Source organism: Ekhidna sp. (genome assembly GCF_964218185.1).
GTDB lineage: Bacteria > Bacteroidota > Bacteroidia > Cytophagales > Cyclobacteriaceae > Ekhidna.
On sequence record NZ_CAXPLV010000004.1, the window covers coordinates 31,627 to 57,605 of the forward strand.

Below are 25,979 nucleotides of genomic sequence, written 5' to 3' on the forward strand. Positions count from 1 at the left end.
TATCTATGTCAATGACTTATCTAATTGCTTGCGTTGGCACACTTAAAATGTCTATATTTCATGCTGTCACCGGTCCTATATATGAACATTAGAAAGGGAATACAACTCTTCTTTACAACGGTTTTAATATCGCATTTCGCGGAGGCTCAAACGGATCGCCAAAGTCAGTTGGTGACGTCTACTTATTCTATTGCCAAAAATATTGAGTGGCCCAAAAAAGAAACTCCGTTTAAAATCCATGTGATCACCACGGATGAAGCACTAAAGACACAATTTAGAAGTACAAGTCAAAGCCAAAAAATCGCGGGAAGAAACGTAGCTGTAAGTTTCACCAGCTATGTAATTACGCCACAGGATGCTGACATCATTTTTGTGACGAACCAATACAATACGACTATCCCAACACTATTGGATCGAATAAGCGGGAATGGCCTGTTGTTAGTGACTGATAGATACGATAAGCAGCGAGATGTGATGATCAATTTCCTGGACAAACCATCAGGAGAGCTGACTTTTGAGTTTAACCGAGCTAATATCACGAATCAGGGCCTGAAATTAAAGCCAAACATCACGGACATGGGTGGTTCTGAGGTTGATCTGGCAAAGATTTTTAAGCAGGTGAGGGATTCAGTAAGGGCGATGGAACTTAGGGCTAATGCATTGAAGCTGCAATTTGATACGCTTAATATGAATGTGGCAATTACTCAACGTATTGCACGTCAGCAACAGCTTCTAATGGCTGAAAAGGATCAGGAAATTGAACAGAAACAGTTAGAAATTGATAAACAAACAGGTATTCTTGATAGTCTAAGAGTTGAATTTGCCGTATCTCAAAAAAGACTGGATGACTTAACTCAAGTATTAGATGCCCGCGAGCAGGAGCTTGAAGTTCTGGGAAACGAAATTGATGAACAGAAAAACAATCTAGCTGAGGGAAATAGAATATTGGAGGAGCAGGAAGATCGGATAGCACAGCAAAATCAGGCTATCGCCCAGCGAGAAGATCAGCTAAAAGAAATGTCCACGGTGGTTGACTCGCAGCAGAGTGCGTTGATTTTCTTAGTGCTCTTTTTGGTAGCTGTGGTAGGCTTCTCCTTTCTAATTTTTACAGCCTATAGAGCAAGAAAGCGAGCTGCTAGAAAGCTTGCGGAGCAGAAAGAAGATCTTGGCAGACTGGTAGAGGAGCTCAAGGAAACTCAGTCCCAACTAGTTCAGTCTGAAAAGATGGCCTCTCTCGGTGTGCTTACCGCTGGCATTGCTCATGAAATCAACAATGCGATCAATTTTGTCTATTCTGGTATTCACGTTCTTAGCGATAAGTTTTCAGAGATTAGACCGGTGATTTCTCATGTGACCGAACTGAATGAGGAGGACAATAATCTGAAAAAATCAATAAAAGAACTCATTAAAGAACGTGAAGAAGTGAGCTATGATGAAGCGCAGGGAGTTATTGATCAAATGATCACAAGCATTAAGGTAGGAGCAGAGCGAACTACAGAAATTGTTAAAGGTCTGAGGATATTCTCCCGGTCTGAAACTGAAAAGAAAACGAAAATTGATATCCACAATGACTTGGATGTAGCATTGCTACTGCTCAATAGTCGCCATAAAGATTCCGTGAAAATAAATAAGAACTTTACTAAAGAATCATTGGAAATTGACGGGTACAAAGGGCAGTTGAGTCAGGCCTTTTTAAATATTATCAGCAATTCGATTGACGCGGTAGCTGATAAAGGCAAAGAAGGAAAGATTGATATTTTCACTTCTATGAATGGCCAGCGGATAGAAGTGAAAATAGTGGACAATGGCATAGGAATGACTGATGAAGAACGTCAGAAAATATTTGATCCTTTTTACACTACAAAAAAGGTCGGAGCTGGAACAGGTCTTGGTCTGTCCATCACCTATGGAATTGTGGAAAGACATGGAGGGACGATTGCGGTGAACTCTGTAAAGAACGAGGGGGCTGAATTTATAATTAAACTACCAATAGCAGGCCAAAATCATGAGTGAGATGAAACCGTCACTGATATACCTGGACGATGAGGAAATTAACCTTATCCTTTTTAAAGAGATGTTTAAAAGGGATTTTGACATTGTGACCACTACATCACCACAAGATGCTATTGATTATGTATCCAAAAACAGTTTGGACTATATCCTCACAGATCAATTGATGCCTGTGATGACCGGAGTAGAGTACCTGAAGGAACTGAAACAGCGTGGTGTTTCAGACAACTCTATGAAGGTAATAATATCTGGATTTACGCAAGAGGGAGAGGTAGACGAAGCGCTCGAAACGAAGCTGATTGACCATTTTGTGAGCAAACCATGGTCTTATCAAAACTTAAAGGAACTATTACTCAACAATCAAACCTAATTCATCGAAAATGAAATTGATTGTTTAACAAACTAAATCTTTAATCCGTTAGATTTGTTCATCAATCAGCGCAATAACATAATTCAATGAGTCAAAGTAAACCAGCAGTAATATACTTAGACGATGAAGAAATCAACCTCCTTTTGTTTAAGGAGATGTTCAAGAAGGATTTTGAAGTCTTTACAACTACCTACCCTGAAGAAGCCCTGGAATATCTAAAAAGCCATAATGTGGAGTATGTCTTTACAGACCAACGAATGCCTATTATGTCTGGGGTGGAATTTTTGAGAGAGATGGAAGGAATGAAAATAACTACCTCTCCTAAAAAAGTAATGATCTCTGGCTATGCCGCAGAGGGTGAAGTAAGTGAAGCGATCGCTACAAATCTCATTGACCGATTTGTAGACAAGCCATGGACCTATCAGGGTCTCAAAGAGGTGATTAGCACCATTTAAGCGTATCTCAATTTTATTGGTTTTCTGGTTAGTCATGATTTCTTAAATCATGCTGAGGTATTAGATTGCACATACTAACCGAACCATCATACCATGAGTTCAACTTTCGATATCTCAGCGATCGACGCAGATTTGCTGGCTTCCTTTCGAAATATCACAGATCCACTTGCAGATCAGACGATTGAAAAAATCATTGAAAGCGGTAAAAAGGAACATGTCAATCAAATGATGATGATGCTTTTTCGGAATGAAAGTTTCGAAAAAGGAATGTTTAGCACCCTTGGAGATGATGTCTCTAAGGTGCTCGATGCGTACATCGAAACCACGCAAAAATTACCTGATTGGGCTGAGCCCCAAAAAATAAAAGATGGAGAAAGGCTCTTTTCTTTGTATGGGCCTGAGATCTTCATGCTGCTCAATGTGAGCTCCTTGCCATTATGCTACACCTGTGCCAATGGAGCCCAGGTTTTGTATGATACAGGCCGACTACTTGTTCATAATAACAACATCGACCCGTTGGCGAGACGTCTGATGGAAACCGCTCAAATGGTGGTGAATGTGCTGGCTGAAGGAGGACTGTCTCCTCAGGGGAAAGGATTGGTCACAGTACAGAAAGTACGCCTGATTCATGCCTCTATCCGATACTACCTTAAACAAAAAAGACAATTTGATACAAAGAAGTTTGGTGAACCCATCAATCAAGAGGATCTGGCAGGCACATTAATGTCTTTTGGACCGGTGATCCTCTCCGGTTTAAGGAAGCTAAATGTAAAACTATCTGATGCGGAGGAGAATAATTACATGCATTGCTGGAGGGTAGTGGGTTATTTGATGGGGATTGACGAGCGACTCCTTCCGGACAATTACCGCGATGGGTTTGAGTTGGCAACCAGAATCCTGAAAAATCAATCTTCTGAATCAGAAGCTGGCAAGGCCTTGACCGACTCATGTATTCAGTTCATAAACTACCTAATTCCCGGTAATGCTTTCAGTGAGGTTCCGGCCTATTTCATGGATTACTTTCTACAGGATTTTGCGGCATCCTCAGGAAAAAATCTTTCTCAATTTATTGGTATTTCTGGGCGACAGGATAGAAAAGAGCGGATCATCCTTGGGCTTGCAAAATTGATAGTAGGAGGACTGAGTCATTTAGAGGAGCACCACTTTGTTCAGAAGATTTCGGCGAGATTTAATAAAAAGCTACTGGAAGGGGTCATCCATCACTTCAATGATGGTAAAAGCGTTCAATTCTTCATCCCTCCTTCGCTTAAAAAGGATTGGGGGTTGATAGACGAATGGGATAATTTGATAACTTCCCCATCTGTATTTGGGAAGCGACTTTCTTTGCAGAAGAAGATTAACCAATAATTACCGATATGAACGAGATATCAGGATTGGATAAGAGAACCACTATCACCATACTTGTATCATCAGGAATTTTGATAGGATGGTCATTTGTATCCTCGATGCTTCAAAGCGGTCCAATATCGGCCAGCATCATCACATACGGTCTTTATCTTTTTTATTGGTTTTACGCGTTAAAGTTTCGTAATCCGTTGATTCAAAGGCTTTTGGTTTTTGGTACCATTGCCGGAATACTTGAGCTGATAACTGATCACTATCTGGTAAGCACCATTGATAGCCTGGTATATCCCGGAGGTGAGCTGATGGTGTGGAGCTCTCCAATGTATATGCCTTTTGCCTGGTCTAATGTGATTCTTCAGCTTGGATTTGTAGGTGTTTTGTTGACCAAAAAGAAAGGTCTTCTTGCTGCATCTATTATTCTTTGCATAGCTGGGGGAATGTACATTCCCTTGTATGAACATCTGGCTAAGGATGCCGGATGGTGGTGGTATCATCAAAATGTGAAGATGGTTTTTAATGCACCTCTTTATGTTGTTGTTTGCGAAGCGCTTATCTCTCTTTCATTGCCATTCCTCATCCAGTATTCTGAACATCATCATCTACGGAAAACAGTTTATCTGGGTATCATCGAAGGAGGATGGATTTTGCTGAGTGCGTTTATCGCTTTTTCCATCGCTCATTAACGGTTAGATTTACTTTCCATGAACCTAGCCAGACTCGTCGATTTTTTTATTCATCCTTCTTATCACGAAGATGATCTGGCATTGCGAAAGGCGCGCCTATTTGTAAGAGCCGCACTTCTGACAAGCCTGTTTTCAAATTCGTACATCTGGTTTAGTCTGCTTTTTGAATATCAGCTGGGGGTGTACCTCATGATATTCAACGTGGTTGGATTCCTCGTATTAGCCCTTCTTGTCAAGACAAAAGTCAACCTCTTATTGATAACCAATCTGTATGTTCTAGTTGGAGGTGCTGCAGTAGTCATACTGACTTATTTTTCGGGAGGAATATGGTCTGCAGTTTACCCCTGGATTATCTCCATACCTGTATTGGCACTCCTTGTGGTAAATAGAGGATATGGGATTGCATGGGGTATCCTATCCTTCCTCATCATGGTCTGGTTTGGCTGGCTGGAACTGCAAGGCACTCAACTGCCGGTGTTATACAATACCGACCTAAAGGCTGAGTGGTTTGTATCGGTATTGCCAGGACTACTACTTATTATTTTGGTGATCTCTGCAGTTTTTGAATCCGTTCAAACCAACGCCTTAAGAAATTTGCAAAAGCAAAATGATCAGCTTGAATCCCAAAAGGAAACCATCGCTGAGCAATCGAAAAAACTGGAAGAGCTGATAGATGATAAAGATCATATCATCAGGATTTTGGCTCACGATTTAAAAAACCCACTAGCCAACATCACTACAATTTCTAATATTCTTAAAGAGGAACGAGATATTGATGAGCAGAAGAAATTTATATCAATGATTGAGAAGGTTTCTGCTCAGGCCCAAGGTCTGGTCAATAGTGTCCTGAATATGGCAACCTTGGAGCAGGGAGCTATCCGTATCAAGCCGGAAATCCTGGATGTGAAAAAGGTGGTGAATGAAGCCATTGAGTCTATGTCTGAGCAAGCAAGACAAAAGGATATTAAGATATCGATCTCAGGTGCTTCTACCACGGTCAATACAGATCATACTTATCTGCTTCTAATCCTCGAAAACCTGATTTCAAATGCGCTTAAATTTTCACCTAAGGGTACAAAAGTGGAGGTGGAAATGACAGCAGGTGAAGGAAAGGTGATTGTGAAAGTAATGGATGAGGGGCCGGGTATTAAGCCGGAAGAAGAGGGGCAGCTATTTGAAAAATTTTCTAAACTAAGCGCCAGACCAACAGGTGAAGAGAGCTCATCCGGGCTTGGACTTTCACTGGTAAAAAGGTATGTGGAAGAGGTCGGTGGCGAGATAAGATATGATCGCGAGGGTGCAAAAGGTGCAACTTTCGTTCTGGAGTTGCCAACAGCCTAGCTATTTGATCAAATGTTGTTCTGTAATGTGAGCAACCACATTGTCAATAAATTTCTTTTTGACTTGAGTGTTTTGAGCTGGATTTACAATCAAGCTTGATGCTCGCCAAATCACCGTTTCCTCATTTTCTTCATGTTTTTCCTTGAGATCATATAGCGTGGCGATCATGTAATATTTATCCGGACGTTCGTAATAGTTGGCATTATATGTATGAAATGATCGCCTCCGAAAGTAGACTTTTTTGAATTTGCTATAGTCTTCCGGCATCATGTATTCATCGTCGTTTTCATGAAGGATCTTCACCACCAAAACGCCATCTACTTTGTTCTGAACGATCAAGCTGGTGATACTATCCTGATTGTGATCCAACTCGGTCACCTCTTGAGGAAAAATATTTAGTCCCTTGATCGCATGAAATCCTACTTTCTCCAACTCTGTTACCGCCTCTTCTTCATAAAACTTACGAGTGTCTAGTTCATGCGATAATCCAACCACAACGAGCTTATTGAAGTGTGTTCCTTCGTATGGTTCCTTTCTCCATTCGTCATCAAAATCTGAAGAACAGGAAATACAAAACAAAGCAGATACAATGATGAGTAGGCGAGTAATCATGCTACAATTATAGGATATTGATAATAACTGAACAATGTAGCTATTACTTTTAGGCCTGCTCAAACTATTACTTAGTTGGTTAGGGTTTATTAATTTTTCCTCGTCATTGTAAATGATTGACTCACAAGCAATCTTATTACTCTAAATATGATGCGTACACCATTAACTCTAATAATCACCTTTTTATTCATGATTCAGGCCTCTGCTCAGGACGAGGATTTGTTAAAATCAGAAAAGTGGGTGAAGTTTTTTACTGAAAGACCCTACTTGGAAAAGGCTAAAAATATCAATGATGAAACATTTTGGGAGGTAGATGAACAATATACGTACTATACAGGCTATCCACTGCTGCTCATCTATGCAGATGGTGGAACTCGGGAAATAAAGTGGTCTTACAGTGGATTGGCAAGCCTGATTGATAAAAAACAGCAACTTGAAGACGTGGATTTTGAGCGTTATGCAAAGGAGAATATCGTCTACATTGTCTTTGATGGATACTTATTCAAAAATCCGGAGGTGGAAAATGCCATTCATGGCAACTTTATGCTTGTTTATGCGCAGGGTCCTTTGAGTGTTTATCGTGAGTGGATTACCAATCCGATCACCCGTGATAACATTGCGTCAATTTTTGCGATCTACAAGGAGAGTCAAAAAGATGACACCTTTTATTTAGGCAAGTTTGAAAAAAAAGCTGCCAAGCTGGTAGATGACTACCCTAATTTGGCTAAGAAAATTGAAGATAGAATCATCGGGTACCGAAATGAAGAGGACGATATCGTGCGAATAGCCCAAGAGTATAATGCACTTGTAAAAAAGAACAATCCCTATCGGTACGATGATCACTACCTGTTTTCCTGGCAGAGGTGGTATTGATCCAAGTTAGTCCCACACAAACTTCCAGCTACCATCAGGTTGACGCTTCCATACGGTATGGAAAATCCCTGTATCGCTTTGGATGTTCCCAAGCGAGTCAGTCTGTGAGTAGACATATTTTCCATAGGTATAAGCCATATCTCCGGATTCGGATACATTCACAAAGTCCGGCTTCCAGGTGAGTGAAGTTCCTGGTGTGGGATCCAGGTTTGAATACCGGGCTCTAAGCGCTTCCTTCCCAATTGTCAGCTTATTGTTTCTCATCAGCACTACATCTTCCGCTGAGAAGTGAAGAAAAGCAGCGGGAATTCCCTCTTCCTGAGACATTTTTGAAAATGCAGCTTCGACATCCATAATTTCTTGCTTCCACTCCTCAGATTTTGATTCACTTGGTTGACAAGCCACTGCGATGCTGGCTATGAGAAAGCAACGTATCAAAATTTTCATATTGGTAGTTTTTAGCTTAATAAGCTTAGAACCATTTAGGGATTAGCAACCCCACAAAAGTTTAGAGTTTTCTTTTTTACAGTAATAAACTTATCTAAATCCTCCTTAAAGGAGAGGGACTAATTGATTGTTATTGTTGGCAAGGAAGCTGGGAATTTTATATCTTGAATGACCATGAAAAACTTACTGATCCTATTATCGCTTGCATTTTCTCTTTGCGCATATTCGCAGAAGAAGATCAACATTGTTTCGGTGATCGATAACCTGACTGTGAAATGGGATATGTCTGCCATCAAACTGAAGAACTATCAGGGCATTCAGGAATTTTGCCTTACTGAGGAATATAGAACTGAGACCATCAAATTGCTTGATGAAATCCACCACTGGGACACGACCTTATATTTTATTGTGAGCGAAAAGTTCGACACTAATAAAGATGTGGAAGCAGCCGCAACCTTGCGAGATATTGAAAAACTTGAGACTGAATACTCTACCGAGAACTTCAAAAATTTTATCTCGAAGGAGTGCGAAATGTTAAAGGTAATTCAGGACAGCTTTGATAAAGAGACCGTAAAGCAGTACGAGAAAGACATTCGCAAATTTGAAAAAGAGCTAGTCAAATACATCAATAGCATCACCTACCGCATTGATATTATAGATGAGCATATTCATCATTTGAATTTTGATTAACTACTTATTTCAAATTCTCTCTAAAAAACTCAATCGTCCGGTTCCAGGCTAGTTTAGCTGCTTCTTCGTCATACCTTGCCGTGGTGTCGTTATGAAAGCCGTGATTAGCGTTGGCGTACATATGTGCTGTGTAGCTTTTTCCATTCTCTTTTAGCGCTTTCTCATAAGCCGGCCACCCGGCGTTAACCCTTTCATCAAGCTCACCAAAATGCAGTAGGAGTGGAGCCTGAATCTCAGGAACCATCTCGGCATCTGGCTGTCCGCCATAAAAGGGTACTGCAGCTTTGAGGTCAGGAACTTTTACAGCCATCATATTAGATATCCAGCCACCAAAACAGAACCCAACAACGCCAATATTTCCGGTACATTCCGGGTGATTTCTTAAGTATTCAAATGCAGCAATGAAGTCTTCCAGCATCTCATTTCTATCTCGTTTTCGCTGCATGGTTCGTCCATCGTCATCGTTCCCCGGATATCCACCCAAAGGAGATAGGGCATCCGGTGAAATGGAAATGAACCCGGCCATGGCTGCCCTTCGGCCTACATCGGCAATATGAGGATTAAGCCCTCGGTTTTCGTGCACAACCACAATCCCCGGAAGCTTGCCTTTCGCATCCTTCGGTCTGGAGAGTTGTGCTTTTATCGTGCCGCCACCTTTAGGAGAATTGTATTCAATCGTCTCGGTGTTGAGCTGAGGATTGTCCTGTTTGATCTGGATCGCATCATAATTAGGCATGATTGAACTCATGAGGGAGGTTAGGGTCAATCCGCCCACAGCATAGAGAGAGAGCTTTTCAATGAATTCGCGACGTTCCATACGATTGTGCGCATAATCGTCATACAGTTTGAATACCTGCGGATCAATTTCTTCTTTGTTTAGCTTTTTCATAGATGTATGGTAAGTGTTTTCACTATTATTTATTCTCAATATTCAACTTCCCAACTATTGGCAGTTTAATCTGTGATGGGTACTCGGCAGAATGATGAATGGTGTTGTGGGCTACAATTCCTTCGGTTTCGTCATAATTGTTTCCTCCGGTATTTAGGTTTCTCATGAACCGAGGAAAGTTGCTACTCGAAACTTCAATTCTTATTCTGTGACCTTTATCAAAATAATTGCTGGTAGAAAGCGGTGTTAAATCGATTTGATAAACTTCACCTTCTTTCATGAATACTTCTTTATCATAGCCCTCTCTGTATCTGGCTCGTTGGATCGTTTCATCCAGATTGTAAGCAGTTCCGTCAGGGTAAACATCAATCAGCTTTACTGTAAAATCTGTATCCTTCACATCTGACGATACAAATAACGACATTTCAATAAACCCTGAGACCTCAATCCCTTCAGTCAATGGATCGGAAGTGTAAACCAGGATATCACTTCTGGTTTCCATTTCTCGTTGATCTCTGGAGCCATTTTCGATGGCATTACCGGTACAGCAAACGTTTCCTCCATAAGAATAAACCGGATTGTTAGGATCATAGCTATAGTTGTCTTGATTTGGCTCGGCAGGAGGGGAAAGGGTGAGTTTGCCATCTCCGAATAGACTATTTGCATTTCCATCGCTATCGAGATAGAATGATGTCATATTGGCTTCTTTTGGTGGCCAGGTTTCAGAGGTTTTCCATTCGTTCTTACCCATCAAATAATACTGAATTCGAGGTAGATCCTTAAGGAAATCACTTTTGCCATCGTTTTTCAGCCAATGATCAAACCACCCATAAACTAACTCGTCGTAGTTGAGCCTTGCATCGCCCACACTTCTTTCTCCAACAATTGTATTTTCGGTAGCCCTGGTATATCCGCAGTGTAGCGTCGGTGCAATCACCAGGTATTGGTTGTTCGCTACTTCTGGATCTTTATGATTTCTCAGGTGATTAAAAAGTTCAATATTCGGACTTACCGATACATCATACCAGGATACAAACCAGAATCCCGGCTTTTTTATCTCCATATCGTCATGATAGAGTCCTCCTTCAAACCACGCAGGATCATTTGGTTTTCGGCGAATCATTTTGTCAAAAATCTCTCGCTTTCCTCCCATATTGATCAACATGTCCTGCACTGGTAAGTGAGACATTGCAGCAAGCATATCATCTATTTGAGGATTTTCCGGAGCAAGATCATAAAATCGTGAGATTCGGATCAGATCCTCCTGAGTGGCTCCTGCGGGAATGCGCGGTTTGAATTTATCGTGCTCCACACTGTAAAGCCAGGAGGCAAACAGCATTTGAAAAGCACCACCTCTGTACCAGTTGCCCTGCTCGTAATAGTCACCTACTGTACCGATTCCTGCTCCAAAGCCTTGAGGTACCATAGCTGCATGTGCCGGGTGATCTAAGGCAGCAACTGCCATCTGCCATTCAGCCGTAGATGAGCAACCCAAGGTTCCGATTTTACCATTACTCCAGTCCTGATCCTTCATCCAGGAGAAAGCATCGTATCCATCAGTTAGAGGTACACCCAGAATGTCCCATTCACCTTCAGAGAAGTATCTGCCTCGTTCATTTTGAACCACGTAGGCATACCCCCTTTTCACAGCTTCAAGAGCTCGTTCATATGTTCTGGTTCGCTCCTCACCATCTCCCCACGAGTTGAAATTGTAGGGTGTTCTTGAAAAGATGATAGGTACTTTTTCGTTTGTCTTAGGACGATATATGTCTGTAGCCAAGCGAATGCCATCACGCATCGGCATCATCACTTTTTGGTCGATTATGGCAATTTCTTCAAGCTGTTCACGGATGGATTGAGCATTGAGTAGACAGCTAAAGGAGATAAATAGAACGAAAAATTTGAATGCTTTCATACTTAGTTAGGAGTTAGGTTTAGTGAATATCAAGTTAAGCATAATCGAGGAGCAAGTCACTTGAAATGATATGAGTGGCTGATTTTATGTATAACTTGTTAAAAAAGGCCAGATGAAAAGATTGATTACTACCATATTCGCTGTGAATCTATCCTTTGGAGTCACAGCTCAGACGGGTTATCTCAGTAAGGTTCAAACGCTTGACAGCACCATTGAAACACTCTACAGTGTTATATCCGGGGAGGCAGGTGAAAAACGAGATTGGGAGCTATTTAAATTCCTCTTTACAGCAGATGCTTTGCTCATTCCATCAGGACCAAATGAGGAGGGAAAGGTGGGTTATCGTGCCATGACACCTCAAGGTTATATCGAGACCTCTGGAGCATGGCTTGAGGAGAATGGTTTTTTTGAAAAGGAAATTTTCAGGGTGACCGAATCATTTGGTTCAGTTACTCATATTTTCAGCACCTATGAATCTTACCGAAGTGAATCTGATGAGAAACCATTTACTAGGGGGATTAACAGCATTCAACTGATGAATGATGGAGAAAGGTGGTGGGTAGTAAATATCTACTGGACAGGAGAGCGCAAAGACAATCCTATTCCAGCAAAATATTTACCTGATTAATCTATTGAGGCTTTTTAGCGTATGCCTGTGTTGCCAATTTGGAATCGGAAAGATTGAAATAGGCTTTCACAGCTTCATAATCCGAATAGTCGATTCTCCCTGAAAACTGGGCGGGTACCACAACAACCCGGGCAATCCAGTTATCCGTATATGCTGCACCAAGACCATCCAGGTTTACGGTACCATCAAGAAATACCCGGGCGTCAAGCTTGGTGTAATCATAATTGTAGGAGAGTGCTCCATCTTCGAAATAGAGGGTCTGAGGTAAGGCTCTCCACACTTCAATGTCATCTTCGGTTACTTCCCATAGAAAGTATACGAGCATTGCATCCGAATCAAACATAGTGAAATCATCCGGTAGCAGTAGCAATTGACTGTAATCGGGAGCAGTGAAGCTAAACTCATATTCAAAAACATAGCTTTCCTCACCGTTTGCCCCGTCGATTCCATCTCGTCCATCATAACCTCGCGGACCCCTGGGCCCATCACCAAAGTAGCAGCCTGATAGCCCGATCAAGCAAAATATTAAGAGTGTGTTTAGTCCTTTCATGGCGATTTCATTTAGTGAAACATTAACCTTGTGTAGGTTATAAAAGGAAAAATGATGCCAGAAATGGGATACGCTTGTTTTAGAGCCGAACGAAGGGCTTTGGTATTTACAATGTTGTCACTTTCTCGATAGCCTTCAGAAATCGAGCGTAGGTTATTTCGGACTTTTGGAGGTAGTCAGCTATTTCTTTTTGAAAAAAGGATCGAAGGTACTTGGGGTTGGAAGAGATGACGATGACTTGTTGGTTTGGACTTTTGTCAAGCTTAAACGCTGAACCGTAGAATTCTGTATCTATAAAAACAACATCAGCTTGATCAGTATCAGAAGGTTTCATGTTCGAAATCCCTTCTGTTTGATCAATAAAATTGCAAATTAGCTCTTTAGTGAACTTATCTTCATCATAAACGACACACTTTAAATCTCTCTCACTCACGATGGTTATTCGGGGTATTAGATTACGAATTTACCCAAGTATCTTATCAAATGATAAAATAGTCGGTGACTAGGGAAGAATGTACGCTGACTTGCTCTAAAACTACGGTAGAAGAAAGCTGCTAAAAAGTGCTGATTTTATTCATCAATTTTGGGCGCATGGACTTACTAATTGGAATTATTTTATCGGTAACCTGAAGATTTCCCTGATCTATATTATCTATTTTATCTATTCGAACAATAAAGGATCTGTGAATTCTCATGAAATCTTCATTTAGGCGTTCTTCTATTTTTGAGAGAGTAGAATGTATAACGTAAACCTTTTTGTCAGTGCCTATTTTTACATAATCACCATATGCCTCGAAGTAAAGGATGTCCTTCGTTTTGATGTTTACAAGAAGTGATTTATCTCTCACGTAGATAGACTCACCAACCTTATTATTTGCTGGTTTGAAACCCTCCTTGGCTTTCCCTACCGCCTTCAAAAACCGAGAATAATCATCTACCGGCTTTAGGAGATAGTCAAGTACATTTAGCTCAAAAGCTTCAACAGCATAATCCTTCTTTCCGGTGATAATGATTGTCTGAGGTACCTGATTTAAAGATTTGATAAGGTCGAATCCTGATAATTCTGGCATCTCTATGTCCAAAAGAATAAGGTCAGGATTTGATCCAATGATGGCGTCTAAACCTTCAAGTGGCTTGTCATAGGCTCCTTCTAGTGACAAGAATTGTGTGTTTTTCACAAATGATGAGATGATTTCCAGCTGAAATTTATCATCATCTACTACGATTGTTTTTAGGATTTCACTCATAACACTTTCAATTCACTAAGTATTTTATCAACTCCTTTTTTGTGCTTTAACGCCTTTTCCAATACTCTGGATTTCACTGAATTTTTATCAATCATATCTTCCAATTCTTCTGCTTCTTTGCTTAGATTTTCTAAACCTCCCAGAGCTAAACTTGATTTATTTTTATGTGCATATGCTTTTAATGCCGGAAGGTTTTCTCCTCTTATGCTTGCATTTAGTACCTCACTTTCTTCTTTCAATGTTTTGATAAATACATCAAAATACTTCTGGATTTGCTGCTCCCCAGAGCCTAGCGTTTGTTGTAATTTATTTATTATTTGAGAGTCTACATTGCTTTCAGACTGAATATTTGAAACTGGATTTATTTGCGTGATTATTTTTTGATAGAAGTCTGAAGGATGAAATGGTTTAGTGATAAAATCATCCATTCCAGATTGATAAACCTTGTTTTCGATATCACCCAAAGCAGCCGCCGTTAAGGCTATAACTGGTAAACTCTTAATGGATTCAGAGCTGTGTGATCGTATGATACTGATTGTTTCAAAGCCATCCATCACGGGCATTTGTAGATCCAGTAACACAACGTCTACTTCCTTAGATTCCAGAATGTCTAAGGCCTCTTTACCATTCCCAGCTTCCAGCACTTTACATTTCCAGGATTCAAGAAAATCCTTGGCAATGGCTCGGTTAAAAATGTTGTCTTCTACCAGTAGGATGGTAGCATTTAGCGCTTTGAATCCTGTGGTGGCGGGGGTTGCCAGCTTGGCAAGTTTGGCAGATGATCTGGGCATTATCAGCTTAAAAGAAAATGTAGATCCTGCGCCTTCAGCACTCTCCAAATTGATCTGACTATTCATTAGCTCCAGCAGCCTTCTGGTGATTGCCAATCCAAGGCCAGAGCCGCCAAACTTTCGGGCTGTCGTCTTGTCTGCTTGAATGAATACATCAAAAATCTCATCTAGCTTGTTCTTGGGGATTCCTACTCCAGAGTCCTTGATGAGAAACTCGACCTCATCAAAATTGTCATGCTGATTGGTCAATTTAAGATCAAGTGAAACTTGTCCCTCGTGAGTGAATTTCACTGCATTGTTGAGCAGATTGTGTAGAATTTGACTGATACGTACCGAATCTCCTATGTAAAAATTAGAAAGAGTTTGATCGTAATTCAGAATCACCTCTAAACCCTTTTCATTCCCCTGTGTTTTGTAATTTTTAAAGATGCTGTTTACCAGCTCGCTCAGGTCGAAAGCGGTTTTATCAATCTGAATTTTGCCTTCCTCAATTTTATTGAAATCAAGGATGTCGTTTACGATTGCCATCAGATTGTTGCTACTCTGTTCAAGCACTTTCAGGTGTGGCACCTGTACCTTGGATGGCGACTTGGATAGTAGGAGATGGGTCGTGCCTATTATTCCATTGAGTGGGGTTCTGATCTCGTGAGACATCATGGAAAGGAAGCTGTCTTTTGCTTCTGATGCTGCTTCAGCATGTTTTTTGGCTTTTTCCAATTGCTCTTTTTCTTCCTGGGCTTCTAGTATATAGCCTACCCAATTGGCAAACAATTGTAAAAATTCTTTATCATATGTGCTGACCTTTTCGTTTTGCTGATAACTTATCAGGTCTACAGTGCCATACTTTTCTCTGTTTTTGAAAATACATGAACCCACGTATGAGGTAAACGTGCTTTTACGAAAGCAAGGGTGATCTTGATGAGTGACTTTTTTGTCGGTGAGCAATATTATTCCTTCTTGATCATAGGTAGTTTGAGAATAAGTATTTGCAACTGGATATTTTTTTAAATCATCAATTTCATCATTTTTAGAAAAGTAATGTTTTACAACATAAAAATCATCCCGGATCTGTCCGATGATACCAATATCCATTCCCAAGTGTAGGGTCACTTTCTGTATTGCATTGTTCAACACATCCTCATCTCGAGCCGGTAAACTTGCCAGTTCATTGAGTAGGGTAAGTCCATCCAGATGCTTGCTTATTTTAAACTCCTCATTTTTCTTCTCGCTAATATCTCTGGCCGAACTTTGAAATGAGACAACATTACCCTCTTTGTCTATGATTGGATTAGCATATGACTCCAACCATACCCACGTGCCGTCTTTCCGTTTTGCTCTTCTTTCAATTTTGCTTACGGCCTTTCCATTGAGGGCTTGTTGGTGCGCTCCGTTTTTTAGCTGTTCAATGTCGTCAGGATGAATAAATTCGTATGGGTTTCTTCCGATGAGTTCTTCGCTGGTGTACCCTAAAATATCTACAGCTGATGGCGAAACGTATTTGTAAGTGCCATCCAACTCATGAAGTGCAATCAAATCTGAGGAATTTTCAGATACTAGTTTGTATAATGACTCCTTTAAGGCCAGCTCTTTTTCCAGAGCTTTTGTTTCGGTGATGTCTCGGGAAATACTTCTCAACCTCACCATTTTTTTGCCTTCATAGGCCATGGTTGTGCTTTGTGAAATCCAGATTGGATCAGCATTCTTGGGCTGCAAACGGTATTCGTAATAACATTTTTTGGATAGTTTTTTGAATTGCCCCCCATAAAAACGCTTCATTTTATCCACATCCTCTTCATAGATCATATCCCAGATTGAAGTATTGAGCACCTCAGTACTGCTTCTCTGAAGCATTTGGAGCATTTTACTATTGGCATAGGTGCAATTACCCTTCTCATCAAGCTCAAAAACCCCATCGCCAAGATTTTCAACCAGTTCATTGAAATTTTGATCCGTCTGCGAACGCATTCGAATTTCCTTCCTCAGCTGCAAAAGCGAAACAACCTGCCTGGAAAGTGCCCATAACGTGTCCTTTTGATCTTTTGTCAAGAGCCTCTCCTCATGATCGATGACACAAAGTGTGCCTAAAGTAAATCCGTCTCCGTCTGTTAGCGGGGCGCCTGCATAGAATCGTACATGCGGTTCTCCCACGGCCAGGGGATTATCGTGAAATCGATCATCCTTTAGTGCATCAGGTACTTCTAATATTTTATCTGGCTTGTTGATCGCATGCGCACAGTAAGCCAGTTCCCGGGGAGTTTCTTTCGCATCAAGTCCATGATTTGATTTGAACCACTGTCGGTCTTTATCGATCAGGCTAATCAAAGCGATGGGAGTACCACAAATTTGAGAGGCGATTTTAGTAATGTCATCGTATTCCTGCTCTGGAAGTGAATCCAGAATTTGGTAGGACTCAAGAGCTTTGAGCCGGTGAGTTTCGTTTGGCGGAATAGCTGGGCGTTTCACTAAATGGTTTTTCTTGAACTTAATGATGAAAGCTGAAAATATAAAACGTTACACTTCAAATAATCATTTATCAATGATTTAAGTAGTCAGCGAGTCTTCAGCTTTGATTCTTAAGTTAATTCCAAACAGGGTAAAACACCAATATATGTTCTTAAAATTATATTCATCGAACATAAATAAGTACTCGTCTTTAATTGCAAAAAGATTGAAACACTGGCATGAATATTCGTTTACAGATGCAGGACTAAAAATTCAAAATAGATGAAGACTAAAAAGATACTCCTCCTGGTGTACCTTACCATTTTGGTAGTTACTCTGATACTTGCATAATTCTATCTATTCATCCTTCAAAATAGCAGCAGGATTGGTCCGTGCTGTTCTAGATGAAATATACCCTGAGGTAAGTAATACAATAAGGATCATTGCCACAGTGGAGATGATAAAGAGTAGTACCGGAATTTCGGTTTGATATGCAAAGTCCCTGAGCCACCATTTGGAGAGAATAAATGCACCCGGCAGACCAACAGCAATAGCGAAGAGCAAAAGATACAAAAAGCCACGAAGTAGTTGCCAGAGCATCTCAATATAGGAAGCTCCCAAGACCTTTCTCACCGCAATTTCTTTTGATTTTTTACGGGCATTATAGGAGGCTACACCAAATACTCCTGATATGGTTAAGAAAATGGTCAGCAGGCAAAATACCCAAATGATGGCCTGTAGTTTGGTTTCGGCATGATATAGTTCTTCAAACCTTGAATCAAGGAACTCTGTTTCAATATCAGGTAGGTTAGGATAAACTTCATCACTGATTTCACTTAGATTTAATAGCACATTATCAACAGCCTGAGGGTTAAATTGAATGGATAAATATCTATTGGCATGACGCGGTAATTTTACCATGGTGAGAGGTTCTACAGAAGTATGCAAGGACTGAAAATTGAAATCTTTTACTATACCGACCACTCGTCCAGTGTCATTCCATATTAATTGCTCACCAATAGGATTCCTATCAGGAAAGCTTAATGCCGCCATAGATTCATTGATGATGAATTCTGTTTGATTTCTTGATTCGCTAAAGTTTTCTCCGGTCGCGATTTCCATACTATAAGTATCAATGAAAGATTCATCTACGATTAGAATTCTGCTGGCTTTACTTTCCGAATCACCTATGGTTCTCACTCCTTCCATCATTATCCTATATCCTGGAACCGAGCTGCTGATGGTTAGATGATTCACACCGGGAATATCACTAATCATTTCTTTGAATGTCTCGATTTTCTGATTTAATGAATAATTGAGTTTTACCAATAGGATTTGATCTTTCTCAAACCCCAGGTTTTTAGTTTTCAAAAAGTTCATCTGATTGGTGACCATAATGGACCCAATAATGAGAATCAAAGAAAGGCTGAACTGAAGGATAACTAAAGCCTTTCGCGTGAGCCCCACTTTGCTAATACTTGTAGGAGCATTGATAGAAGAGTGGATAATTTCTGCAGGTCTGAATTTTGATAAAAGCAGCGCAGGGTAAAGACCACTTAATAGCTGCAATCCAACCAAAATCATTAAAAGCACCAAACCAATCGACGGATTTTTAATTACGTTAAGAATCACATGCTTACCAGTGAAATTCTGAACCAAAGGCTCTACCAGAATAAGAAGCAAAAGTGATGAAATCCCTGCGATCAAAAGAAAAACAAGATTCTCCGAAAGAAATTGTGTTATAAGGCTGACTCTACTCGCACCTACCGTCTTTCTAAGGCCCACCTCTTTGGATCTGTCTAATCCCTTGATTATCGTGATGTTGATGAAGTTGATGCATGAGATAATTAATACAAACGCACCAATAGACAGCAAAATGTAAATCGTGTATACATCGCCATTGTCAGCCAAATCCTTTTCCTGATTTGTATACAAGTGGATGCGATGAACTGGAGTCAGGACAGTTTTAAATCTCTCTCGATCTTCATCATCACCATTATATCTGGCAATAAATTCTTCTTTGACCAGATTGTCTATCCTGAAAAAGTCAGGGTTATCGTATGTTTCGATGTAGGTATAGACGAAATAGTTTCTCCAGCTCCTTTGGTATTCTTCATCACCATATGCATAGACTGATCTTAAAAAGTCAAATGATAAATGTGATTGATCAGTGATGTCTTTGATGACTCCAGTAACAATACTTGGGTCGTCTCCATCAACTAGAAGCTGCATTTGCTTACCCATCGGATCTTCATTGCCAAAATACTTTTTTGCCATGCTTTCTGTAATGACAATAGAGGAGGGGTCTTTTAAAGCAGTTTTAGGATTCCCTTGAATCATCTCATACGAGAACATATTAAAGAAAGAAGAGTCAGCATAGAAGATATCTCTTTCGTAAAACTTCTTATCCCCGCTACTTATCCAGGTATTCCTTTCAGGAATTAATCTGGTAACACGTTTGACATCAGCTACATTTTCCAACAAGAATGGGCCAAGTCCAAATGGTCCTGCCGCCCAGGCACGATCTCCTCCCTGATCTTGCCCTATTCGATAGATATTTTCTGCATTCTTATGAAACCGATCATAGTTCAACTCATAGTCGGCATAGATCAAGGCCAGCATGAATACTGCAATCCCTATGACCAAATTAGAATATCGTATGAAGCCTGAGATTTTATCTTTTCTAAGGTTGCGGAAAGTTATTTTGATGATGCTTTTCATAGATAAGTATTGAGGATGTTGAACAATATTTTGAAATGTTTTTGACCTTTCGAGCGAGAAATAGCGGATGACATTCAGGAGATATTTTAAGTTTCTAAATGTGGTGCCACTTTCACCAGCCTGTGCATACCATTCATGAAGGTCTCCTTGAACTTCTTCCAGGTAATATTCAGAGCAATACCACTCTAGAATTCGATCCATCCACTTTGGTGGGTTTTGGTAGTCCTTTTGCATATTAAGATCGACTAAATTCAAATGTTAAAGCCGGTACTTTGTCCCACAGCTGAGTCCGAAGCTCTTTTGCTTCGTTCATTGCTGCATACCCTGAAGCAGTGATTTTATATAGCCTTCTTCTGCGTCCACCCCTTTCATTTGTAGCTCCACCCATAAATGATTTTAAGAATCCCTTTTTTTCAAGTCTGACCAGAACTGTGTGCACCGCACTAAGCGTAAGTTTTCTCCCAGTATTCGCCTCAACCTCATTCACAATAGATACCGTGTAAGCATCCCCTAGTATAGTGGTGGTGATTAAAACCAATTCTTCTAGTTCTCCCAGGTGTTGTCCCTTCATTGATATTAGTATTATAAATGTAAGACTAATACGAAGCAATCAAATGAAGGTTTAAATAATGTTGAAAAAAATCTTGCGGTTACTCTGTTACTTTCTGGAATTCCTTCGTCTAAGCATTAACTCAGAAAAGGATGTGAATGTGAAAATGAGAAGGGTATCCAGAGATATTGATGCGATGATTGAAACCTTGAGACGGAGGGAAAGTAGGGCGATTGCCAAGTTCAAACCTATCTATCAAAGGAGGATCGAGGAATTGCAAAAATTAAAAGGTCATTGTCCTATATCAACTCAAAAACAGATAGAGGAGAGTGACCCCTTGCAATTAATGCCATGAAATACCCTGATTTGACCTCTGATTATTGTTCGCTCACTCTTAACAAATTACCTAAAAATATTCTCTGGTAACCAATTATATGCTTCAATCATCTCAGCAATCGTGGGGTTCCAGAATTGGGTTGATCCTGGCCATGGCCGGAAACTCTGTAGGGTTAGGCAACTTCCTCAGATTTCCTGTTCAGGCGGTGGAAAATGGTGGAGGTGCCTTCATTATCCCTTATCTGGTTTGCTTTCTATTAATGGGAATTCCTCTTCTTTGGGTGGAATGGTCAATGGGTCGGAGAGGTGGTGCAAATGGCTATCATGCCACACCTTTTATTCTTCAATCCATTGGCAAACGAAAGTTATGGGCTTATATAGGTGTCTTCGGAATATTCACCAACATTGGAGTAGCTGCATATTACTGCTACATTGAGAGCTGGACCTTGTCTTATTTTCTTCATTCCATGAAGGGCACATTCCAGTCACTGGATCAGGTCGGAATCGTTCAGTTTTTTGATAGATACATTCAGTTTGAAACGTCTTTCTTGGGCATTCCTTATGAGGCTGTATTCTTCTTCATTGTCTGTGTGTTTTTAAATAGTTTCATTCTGAGTAAGGGTTTAAAAGGGGTGGAGATAGTCGCCAAGATTGGAATGCCATTGCTTATCCTTTTCGGAGTTTTTTTAGCTGTCAAATCATTGTCACTTGGAACATCAGCTGCATCCGAACAATTTCCTCAAGGCAATGCATGGGATGGATTAAACTTTTTGTGGACTCCTGAATATGATTCACTCTGGAAGCCCCGAGTGTGGCTTGCAGCTGCCGGACAGATATTTTTTACACTCTCTGTGGGAATGGGTACCATCCATTGCTATGCTTCATATTTAAAGTCAAGAGAGGATATTACGCTTAATTCTACTTCAGCGGGATTCATGAATGAATTCGTAGAGGTGATTCTGGGCAGCTTAATTGTTGTGCCTCTTGCCGCTGGATATCTTGGACTGGATTGGGTTAAAGAAAATATTGGGTTTGGAGTTGCTTTTCAGACCATGCCTTTTCTCTTTGGTCAGTGGGGGCCGTTTCTATCTGTTTTAGCTGGAGTAATGTGGTTTGGTTTGCTTTTTTTCGCGGGGATCACATCGTCCCTTGCAATGGGTACGCCCTGGATAGGATTCATGAGAGATGAATTCAAATGGACACAAACCAAAGGAGCGTATTCGTTTGGTTTGCTCACCCTGCTTCTGGGAATTCCATGTGTGCTCTTTTATCACCTGGGAGTGTTTGAAGAATTTGACTACTGGGCCGGAACGGTATCCCTGGTCATTTTTGCTACAGCAGAGATCATTCTGTTTTCATGGGTAATAGGTGTGAACGAAGGATGGAAGGAGATCAATATCGGTGCAGAGTTAAAGCTGTCTGTGATATTCAAATTTGTTCTTAAATACGTCACTCCAATATTCCTGATTGCAGTTTTCCTTGGTGCGCTTTTTACACCGGTGGATAACAACTGGATTAACGCATTCAATAATTTATCAGATGGAAATGGCTGGCAGTTGGATCATTCATCTATTATCAGCAAGATCATGCTAACTGATTTAAGGGAGCAGATTACAAATGCAACAGACGCAGCAGTAATGGCCGACCTAAGGAAGCAGCTATTTTTTGTTAGTGGTGCTCGAATTCTACTGGCTTCATTATTCGTGGGTATTGCTTATTTGGTTTTTAGGGCGAATAAAAAACATAAATCACAATGACACAGGAGGCGCTTATCTGGATGATTTCCGTGCATGGCCTGGTTGCGATAGCCACTGGATATCTGTTTTACAAGGTGTTTAAGAAAGATGGAAAACATGGCAATTGACTCGCTTAAAAAATACTTAAGCCCTTGCCTCATCGACATTGATAAATTAAGCTCGATAATATTTGAAATGTACCATCAAAATAAAAATGTGAAAGATTACATTTGGCCAATTTTTTATTGTACAATACTTAGAATGAGAAGATGATTTTAGCCTATTCCTTATTTGTTATCGGGTTTATCATTCTTATTAAATCAGCCGATTGGTTGGTAGATGGTGCCTCATCAATTGCTAAGCGATATGCCATACCTGAACTTGTTATTGGGCTTACCATTGTCTCTTTTGGCACAAGTATGCCGGAGCTGATCGTAAACGTCTTGGCCAGTTTGAATGGTAGCTCTGAGTTAGCTATTGGAAACATATTTGGTAGCAATATTGCCAATATCCTTCTCATATTGGGAGCTTCCGCTTTAGTAAAGCCTTTGCCTATCCAACGGAGTATTTATTACACAGAAATTCCAATTTCTTTGGTAGCCACATTTATGGTAGGCTTTCTTGCCAATGCCAACTTATTCGGAAGGAGTGAGGGACTGGCTATTAGCAGGATCGACGGACTGTTTCTATTGCTCTTCTTTGGACTCTTCATGACATACATCTATGTAGTCAGTAAGGACAAGAAAGAGGAACTGATGGACACCTCCGGTGAATCATCCATGGAAATGATGTCGATGGCGAAATCACTCGTTTTGATAGCGGTGGGACTTGCAGGTTTGTTCATAGGAGGTAAATGGATTGTAGACGGAGCGATTGTAATTGCTACCTCATTTGGGTTGAGCGAATCATTTATTGGATTGACTATTATCGCGGTAGGAACCTCATTGCCAGAGCTTGTCACTAGCGTAATGGCAGCCAAGAAAGGAAAAGCTGACATGGCAATTGGAAACGTGATCGGATCGAACATCTTCAATATTTTCTGGATACTAGGACTTAGCGCCTCTATAAAATCACTTCCTTTCAACGAGTTGAATAATGATGACATCCTTATGCTCATCTTCTCCAATACGGTTTTGATTTTTGCAGTGATAAATGGAAAGAAACCAGCTGTCAGCCGTTTTGAAGGAATGGTTTTTGTGATTATTTACTTTTCGTACATTACTTATCTGGTAATGAGAGGGTAGGGTTGCCTGTGAGCAGCTTTACCTTCTTAAATCTATTATCCCGCATCCGATAAGCATTCATTGCAGTCTTTCCCAGCTTGTTTGTAAGCATGTGGTTAACTAATGCACCAGCGATTGCACCGACTCCAGGGATAAGTTGAAGCAGCTTCGCCAGGTCTATGTAATCACGGTATTCCAACTGAAAAGTACGCCAGTCAAATGTGTTTAGATCGTCTGGCAGTTGCTCTTTGATCAAATCCCAGCTTTCCATGTTTTCAAAGATCATGTTTCGGTGTTGCTGGCTGGAAAACGTTAGCTGAAATATGTATAGAATATATATCCGCTCTTTATAATCTTTGGTATCGTATCCATATCTGGATGCTATTTCAAATAGCATCTTCATCTTCAGTGTCAGCCACAGAGGAAAATCAGCCAGACTAAGCAGAAATCCTCCGAATCCTGTCGCCGCTCCTTCAACCGCTGCTGAAGAAGAGTAAAAGTTGATTCGCTCCTTGATTTTCGCTTCTGTTTCTTCGAGCGAATTGATCTTTCTTGGTTTTCTTGTCGTAAATCCAGATCCGAAAAGCACCCCTCGTGTGATCTCTTTGATTGCTTTGGTGATAGCTAAATGTACTTTCTCAGGGATGATATTGTTGATTTTCTTTTGAACCTTTTTGGTTGTCTTGTTCCAGAACGAGGGCCTTTTTCGCATGGCTTGCTGCCATTTATGTAGTTCGGTTGCTACTAGTTGTTCATAGATGGAGCTGGTGCTTGACATTAAAGTGAATATAAAACTTTTGGCGCCATAATATTAAGATCGTATTTGACAAACAAATTGTATCACTTTGCGTTTTCAATCCTTCGAAATGATCAAGCGATTTTCCCACCTCCGACTTGTTGTAGCTATTACCTTTTATATCGGATTGATGAATCCAATTCAGGCACAGAATGCCGGTTTGGTCAACCGTGTATGGAATTCCATATTTAATGATACTACTTCAATAGAGCAACCTAAATTCATCGCCTATCCAACCATCGCCTATTCTCCCGAAACCAAATGGGAATTTGGAGTGAGCGCCGTGTATGTATACTATGCCAATCGGGATATAAAAAATCGATTGAGTGAGATTACGGCATTTAGCTTTATCACCCTGGAAAATCAATATGGGCTCTGGATGGATCATGCCCTGTACAGCGACCAAAGTAAATGGTTTTTTCTTGGAAGGATCCGCCTTCAGCAGTTTCCGCTTCTTTATTTTGGAGAAGGACCAGACACAAGAGGAGAGGAGTTGGCGCAGATAGATGCTGGCAGTATCAGCATACGAGAACGTGTGCTCAGGAAGGTTTACAAGAGCCTGTATCTGGGATTGGAAACAGACTTTCAAAGGTTATCAGATGTGAGTCTGACCTCACTAACTTCTGATCCCTATGTGACACCCAGTGGCTTACAGAAATTCAGCAACATCGGTCTGGGTCTGGGATTGGTTTATGACAACCGTCACAACGTGCTCAATGTTCGTGACGGCTTCTTTGGTGAAACAGGATTTCTGCGCTACGATGATGTTTGGGGAAGTGATTTTGAGTTTACCTCATTCTTTTTAGACTCCCGATATTATTTGCCGATGAATGAAACTCAGGTGTTAGCTTCTCAGGTCTATTTCTCAGAAGTTCAAGGCTCAGCTCCTTTCAGTCAACTTTCACTGATGGGAGGGGAATCACTTATGAGAGGATACTATTTAGGTAGGTATCGAGATAATACGTTGTTGGCAACACAGACAGAATATCGGTTTCTCCCATTTCCATTCAGTGAGCGCTGGGGAGCGGCGGCATTCGTTGGAGTTGGAACAGTTAGCGATGGAATATCCAAACTTGATTTGCGTAAGCTGAAAGTAGCAGGAGGAACAGGAGTGCGCTTTTTGATCTTTAGAAGTAAAGATATATTCACCCGTTTTGATGTGGCCTTTACAGAAGATGGCCTGGGGTATTACTTCTTTATCGGCGAGGCATTTTAGAATTTTAAGAAGATTTTTTTGATAGCTGATTAATGAGTGACATAAGGTTGTCACTCTATCTTTTCTATTTGTGATTGAAATGAAAGTTTTGAC

General features: G+C 40.6%; 23 protein-coding genes. 12 read left to right on the forward strand and 11 right to left on the reverse strand.

Features of this window, described 5'->3' with window-relative positions; translation table 11 throughout:
* Positions 1-81 precede the first annotated feature (81 nt).
* The 6 genes from ACEQZT_RS03970 to ACEQZT_RS03995 all read left to right on the forward strand — a co-directional run bounded on the left by ACEQZT_RS03970 (position 82) and on the right by ACEQZT_RS03995 (position 6,224).
* Positions 82-2,013, forward strand: a complete 1,932-nt coding sequence (locus ACEQZT_RS03970) for a YfiR/HmsC family protein (RefSeq protein ID WP_370087455.1) — start codon at positions 82-84, stop codon at positions 2,011-2,013.
* 1 nt (position 2,014) lies between these two features.
* The gene (locus ACEQZT_RS03975) at positions 2,015-2,380 is read left to right on the forward strand and encodes a response regulator (protein WP_370087457.1); all 366 of its coding nucleotides are present in this window, start codon (positions 2,015-2,017) and stop codon (positions 2,378-2,380) included.
* A gap of 86 nt (positions 2,381-2,466) precedes the next feature.
* Positions 2,467-2,835: a response regulator gene (locus tag ACEQZT_RS03980; RefSeq protein ID WP_370087459.1), complete on the forward strand. Its 369-nt coding sequence runs from the start codon at positions 2,467-2,469 to the stop codon at positions 2,833-2,835.
* 93 nt (positions 2,836-2,928) lie between these two features.
* Complete coding sequence (locus ACEQZT_RS03985) at positions 2,929-4,203, forward strand: oxygenase MpaB family protein (RefSeq protein ID WP_370087461.1); 1,275 nt, start codon at positions 2,929-2,931, stop codon at positions 4,201-4,203.
* An 8-nt stretch (positions 4,204-4,211) separates the two neighbouring features.
* Entirely contained in the window at positions 4,212-4,883 is a 672-nt protein-coding gene (locus ACEQZT_RS03990) for a hypothetical protein (protein WP_370087462.1), read from the forward strand.
* Between the two features lie 18 nt (positions 4,884-4,901).
* On the forward strand, positions 4,902-6,224 hold the full coding sequence (locus ACEQZT_RS03995; RefSeq protein WP_370087464.1) for a sensor histidine kinase: 1,323 nt from the start codon (positions 4,902-4,904) through the stop codon (positions 6,222-6,224).
* Here the strand turns inward: ACEQZT_RS03995 and ACEQZT_RS04000 are convergent, their stop codons facing one another.
* Entirely contained in the window at positions 6,225-6,836 is a 612-nt protein-coding gene (locus ACEQZT_RS04000; protein WP_370087466.1) for a hypothetical protein, read from the reverse strand.
* Between the two features lie 189 nt (positions 6,837-7,025).
* Between ACEQZT_RS04000 and ACEQZT_RS04005 the strand changes: the two genes are divergently transcribed.
* Positions 7,026-7,709 carry a hypothetical protein gene (locus tag ACEQZT_RS04005; protein ID WP_372530133.1) on the forward strand — a complete coding sequence of 228 codons (684 nt, stop codon included), beginning with the start codon at positions 7,026-7,028 and terminating at the stop codon, positions 7,707-7,709.
* Positions 7,710-7,715: 6 nt separating this feature from the next.
* On the opposite strand, the gene ACEQZT_RS04010 is transcribed toward ACEQZT_RS04005, so the two are convergent.
* The gene (locus tag ACEQZT_RS04010) at positions 7,716-8,156 is read right to left on the reverse strand and encodes a DUF4440 domain-containing protein (protein WP_370087470.1); all 441 of its coding nucleotides are present in this window, start codon (positions 8,154-8,156) and stop codon (positions 7,716-7,718) included.
* Positions 8,157-8,330: 174 nt separating this feature from the next.
* Between ACEQZT_RS04010 and ACEQZT_RS04015 the strand changes: the two genes are divergently transcribed.
* On the forward strand, positions 8,331-8,846 hold the full coding sequence (locus tag ACEQZT_RS04015) for a hypothetical protein (RefSeq protein WP_370087472.1): 516 nt from the start codon (positions 8,331-8,333) through the stop codon (positions 8,844-8,846).
* A gap of 4 nt (positions 8,847-8,850) precedes the next feature.
* Here ACEQZT_RS04015 and ACEQZT_RS04020 read toward each other — a convergent pair whose 3' ends face one another.
* Positions 8,851-9,735 (reverse strand): dienelactone hydrolase family protein, encoded by an 885-nt coding sequence (locus tag ACEQZT_RS04020; protein WP_370087474.1) that lies wholly within the window; start codon positions 9,733-9,735, stop codon positions 8,851-8,853.
* A 25-nt stretch (positions 9,736-9,760) separates the two neighbouring features.
* Positions 9,761-11,650 carry a CocE/NonD family hydrolase gene (locus tag ACEQZT_RS04025; protein ID WP_370087476.1) on the reverse strand — a complete coding sequence of 630 codons (1,890 nt, stop codon included), beginning with the start codon at positions 11,648-11,650 and terminating at the stop codon, positions 9,761-9,763.
* A 112-nt stretch (positions 11,651-11,762) separates the two neighbouring features.
* Here ACEQZT_RS04025 and ACEQZT_RS04030 point away from each other — a divergent pair, with 112 nt between their 5' ends.
* Complete coding sequence (locus tag ACEQZT_RS04030) at positions 11,763-12,278, forward strand: hypothetical protein (RefSeq protein WP_370087478.1); 516 nt, start codon at positions 11,763-11,765, stop codon at positions 12,276-12,278.
* Between the two features lies 1 nt (position 12,279).
* On the opposite strand, the gene ACEQZT_RS04035 is transcribed toward ACEQZT_RS04030, so the two are convergent.
* The 6 genes from ACEQZT_RS04035 to ACEQZT_RS04060 form a co-directional block, all read right to left on the reverse strand.
* Positions 12,280-12,828: a hypothetical protein gene (locus ACEQZT_RS04035; protein WP_370087480.1), complete on the reverse strand. Its 549-nt coding sequence runs from the start codon at positions 12,826-12,828 to the stop codon at positions 12,280-12,282.
* A gap of 106 nt (positions 12,829-12,934) precedes the next feature.
* The gene (locus tag ACEQZT_RS04040) at positions 12,935-13,261 is read right to left on the reverse strand and encodes a hypothetical protein (RefSeq protein WP_370087482.1); all 327 of its coding nucleotides are present in this window, start codon (positions 13,259-13,261) and stop codon (positions 12,935-12,937) included.
* A gap of 121 nt (positions 13,262-13,382) precedes the next feature.
* Positions 13,383-14,075 (reverse strand): LytR/AlgR family response regulator transcription factor, encoded by a 693-nt coding sequence (locus ACEQZT_RS04045; protein ID WP_370087483.1) that lies wholly within the window; start codon positions 14,073-14,075, stop codon positions 13,383-13,385.
* The gene (locus tag ACEQZT_RS04050; protein WP_370087485.1) at positions 14,072-17,329 is read right to left on the reverse strand and encodes a PAS domain S-box protein; all 3,258 of its coding nucleotides are present in this window, start codon (positions 17,327-17,329) and stop codon (positions 14,072-14,074) included. The genes ACEQZT_RS04045 and ACEQZT_RS04050 overlap by 4 nt, the downstream gene beginning before the upstream one ends.
* Positions 17,330-17,665: 336 nt before the next feature.
* Positions 17,666-20,263 carry an ABC transporter permease gene (locus tag ACEQZT_RS04055; RefSeq protein ID WP_370087487.1) on the reverse strand — a complete coding sequence of 866 codons (2,598 nt, stop codon included), beginning with the start codon at positions 20,261-20,263 and terminating at the stop codon, positions 17,666-17,668.
* Position 20,264: 1 nt separating this feature from the next.
* Positions 20,265-20,600, reverse strand: coding sequence for a PadR family transcriptional regulator (locus ACEQZT_RS04060; protein ID WP_370087489.1), 336 nt, complete (start codon positions 20,598-20,600; stop codon positions 20,265-20,267).
* Positions 20,601-21,013: 413 nt separating this feature from the next.
* Between ACEQZT_RS04060 and ACEQZT_RS04065 the strand changes: the two genes are divergently transcribed.
* Both ACEQZT_RS04065 and ACEQZT_RS04070 read left to right on the forward strand, forming a co-directional pair.
* Positions 21,014-22,672, forward strand: a complete 1,659-nt coding sequence (locus tag ACEQZT_RS04065; RefSeq protein ID WP_370087491.1) for a sodium-dependent transporter — start codon at positions 21,014-21,016, stop codon at positions 22,670-22,672.
* 248 nt (positions 22,673-22,920) lie between these two features.
* On the forward strand, positions 22,921-23,895 hold the full coding sequence (locus tag ACEQZT_RS04070) for a calcium/sodium antiporter (RefSeq protein WP_370087493.1): 975 nt from the start codon (positions 22,921-22,923) through the stop codon (positions 23,893-23,895).
* Here ACEQZT_RS04070 and ACEQZT_RS04075 read toward each other — a convergent pair.
* A complete protein-coding gene (locus ACEQZT_RS04075) occupies positions 23,870-24,652 on the reverse strand; it encodes an EcsC family protein (RefSeq protein WP_370087495.1) in 783 nt (260 codons plus the stop codon). The two genes, ACEQZT_RS04070 and ACEQZT_RS04075, sit on opposite strands and share 26 nt — an antisense overlap.
* Positions 24,653-24,740: 88 nt before the next feature.
* Here ACEQZT_RS04075 and ACEQZT_RS04080 point away from each other — a divergent pair, with 88 nt between their 5' ends.
* Positions 24,741-25,886: a BamA/TamA family outer membrane protein gene (locus tag ACEQZT_RS04080; protein ID WP_370087497.1), complete on the forward strand. Its 1,146-nt coding sequence runs from the start codon at positions 24,741-24,743 to the stop codon at positions 25,884-25,886.
* Positions 25,887-25,979 lie beyond the last annotated feature (93 nt).

What these genes read in the sequence shown, in the direction of transcription:
- ACEQZT_RS03970 (WP_370087455.1), top strand. Translation starts at nt 82, where the DNA reads ATGAACATTAGAAAGGGAATACAACTCTTCTTTACAACGGTTTTAATA.
- ACEQZT_RS03975 (WP_370087457.1), top strand. Translation starts at nt 2,015, where the DNA reads ATGAAACCGTCACTGATATACCTGGACGATGAGGAAATTAACCTTATC.
- ACEQZT_RS03980 (WP_370087459.1), top strand. Translation starts at nt 2,467, where the DNA reads ATGAGTCAAAGTAAACCAGCAGTAATATACTTAGACGATGAAGAAATC.
- ACEQZT_RS03985 (WP_370087461.1), top strand. Translation starts at nt 2,929, where the DNA reads ATGAGTTCAACTTTCGATATCTCAGCGATCGACGCAGATTTGCTGGCT.
- ACEQZT_RS03990 (WP_370087462.1), top strand. Translation starts at nt 4,212, where the DNA reads ATGAACGAGATATCAGGATTGGATAAGAGAACCACTATCACCATACTT.
- ACEQZT_RS03995 (WP_370087464.1), top strand. Translation starts at nt 4,902, where the DNA reads ATGAACCTAGCCAGACTCGTCGATTTTTTTATTCATCCTTCTTATCAC.
- ACEQZT_RS04000 (WP_370087466.1), bottom strand. Translation starts at nt 6,836, where the DNA reads ATGATTACTCGCCTACTCATCATTGTATCTGCTTTGTTTTGTATTTCC.
- ACEQZT_RS04005 (WP_372530133.1), top strand. Translation starts at nt 7,026, where the DNA reads ATGATTCAGGCCTCTGCTCAGGACGAGGATTTGTTAAAATCAGAAAAG.
- ACEQZT_RS04010 (WP_370087470.1), bottom strand. Translation starts at nt 8,156, where the DNA reads ATGAAAATTTTGATACGTTGCTTTCTCATAGCCAGCATCGCAGTGGCT.
- ACEQZT_RS04015 (WP_370087472.1), top strand. Translation starts at nt 8,331, where the DNA reads ATGAAAAACTTACTGATCCTATTATCGCTTGCATTTTCTCTTTGCGCA.
- ACEQZT_RS04020 (WP_370087474.1), bottom strand. Translation starts at nt 9,735, where the DNA reads ATGAAAAAGCTAAACAAAGAAGAAATTGATCCGCAGGTATTCAAACTG.
- ACEQZT_RS04025 (WP_370087476.1), bottom strand. Translation starts at nt 11,650, where the DNA reads ATGAAAGCATTCAAATTTTTCGTTCTATTTATCTCCTTTAGCTGTCTA.
- ACEQZT_RS04030 (WP_370087478.1), top strand. Translation starts at nt 11,763, where the DNA reads ATGAAAAGATTGATTACTACCATATTCGCTGTGAATCTATCCTTTGGA.
- ACEQZT_RS04035 (WP_370087480.1), bottom strand. Translation starts at nt 12,828, where the DNA reads ATGAAAGGACTAAACACACTCTTAATATTTTGCTTGATCGGGCTATCA.
- ACEQZT_RS04045 (WP_370087483.1), bottom strand. Translation starts at nt 14,075, where the DNA reads ATGAGTGAAATCCTAAAAACAATCGTAGTAGATGATGATAAATTTCAG.
- ACEQZT_RS04055 (WP_370087487.1), bottom strand. Translation starts at nt 20,263, where the DNA reads ATGCAAAAGGACTACCAAAACCCACCAAAGTGGATGGATCGAATTCTA.
- ACEQZT_RS04060 (WP_370087489.1), bottom strand. Translation starts at nt 20,600, where the DNA reads ATGAAGGGACAACACCTGGGAGAACTAGAAGAATTGGTTTTAATCACC.
- ACEQZT_RS04065 (WP_370087491.1), top strand. Translation starts at nt 21,014, where the DNA reads ATGCTTCAATCATCTCAGCAATCGTGGGGTTCCAGAATTGGGTTGATC.
- ACEQZT_RS04070 (WP_370087493.1), top strand. Translation starts at nt 22,921, where the DNA reads ATGATTTTAGCCTATTCCTTATTTGTTATCGGGTTTATCATTCTTATT.
- ACEQZT_RS04075 (WP_370087495.1), bottom strand. Translation starts at nt 24,652, where the DNA reads ATGTCAAGCACCAGCTCCATCTATGAACAACTAGTAGCAACCGAACTA.
- ACEQZT_RS04080 (WP_370087497.1), top strand. Translation starts at nt 24,741, where the DNA reads ATGATCAAGCGATTTTCCCACCTCCGACTTGTTGTAGCTATTACCTTT.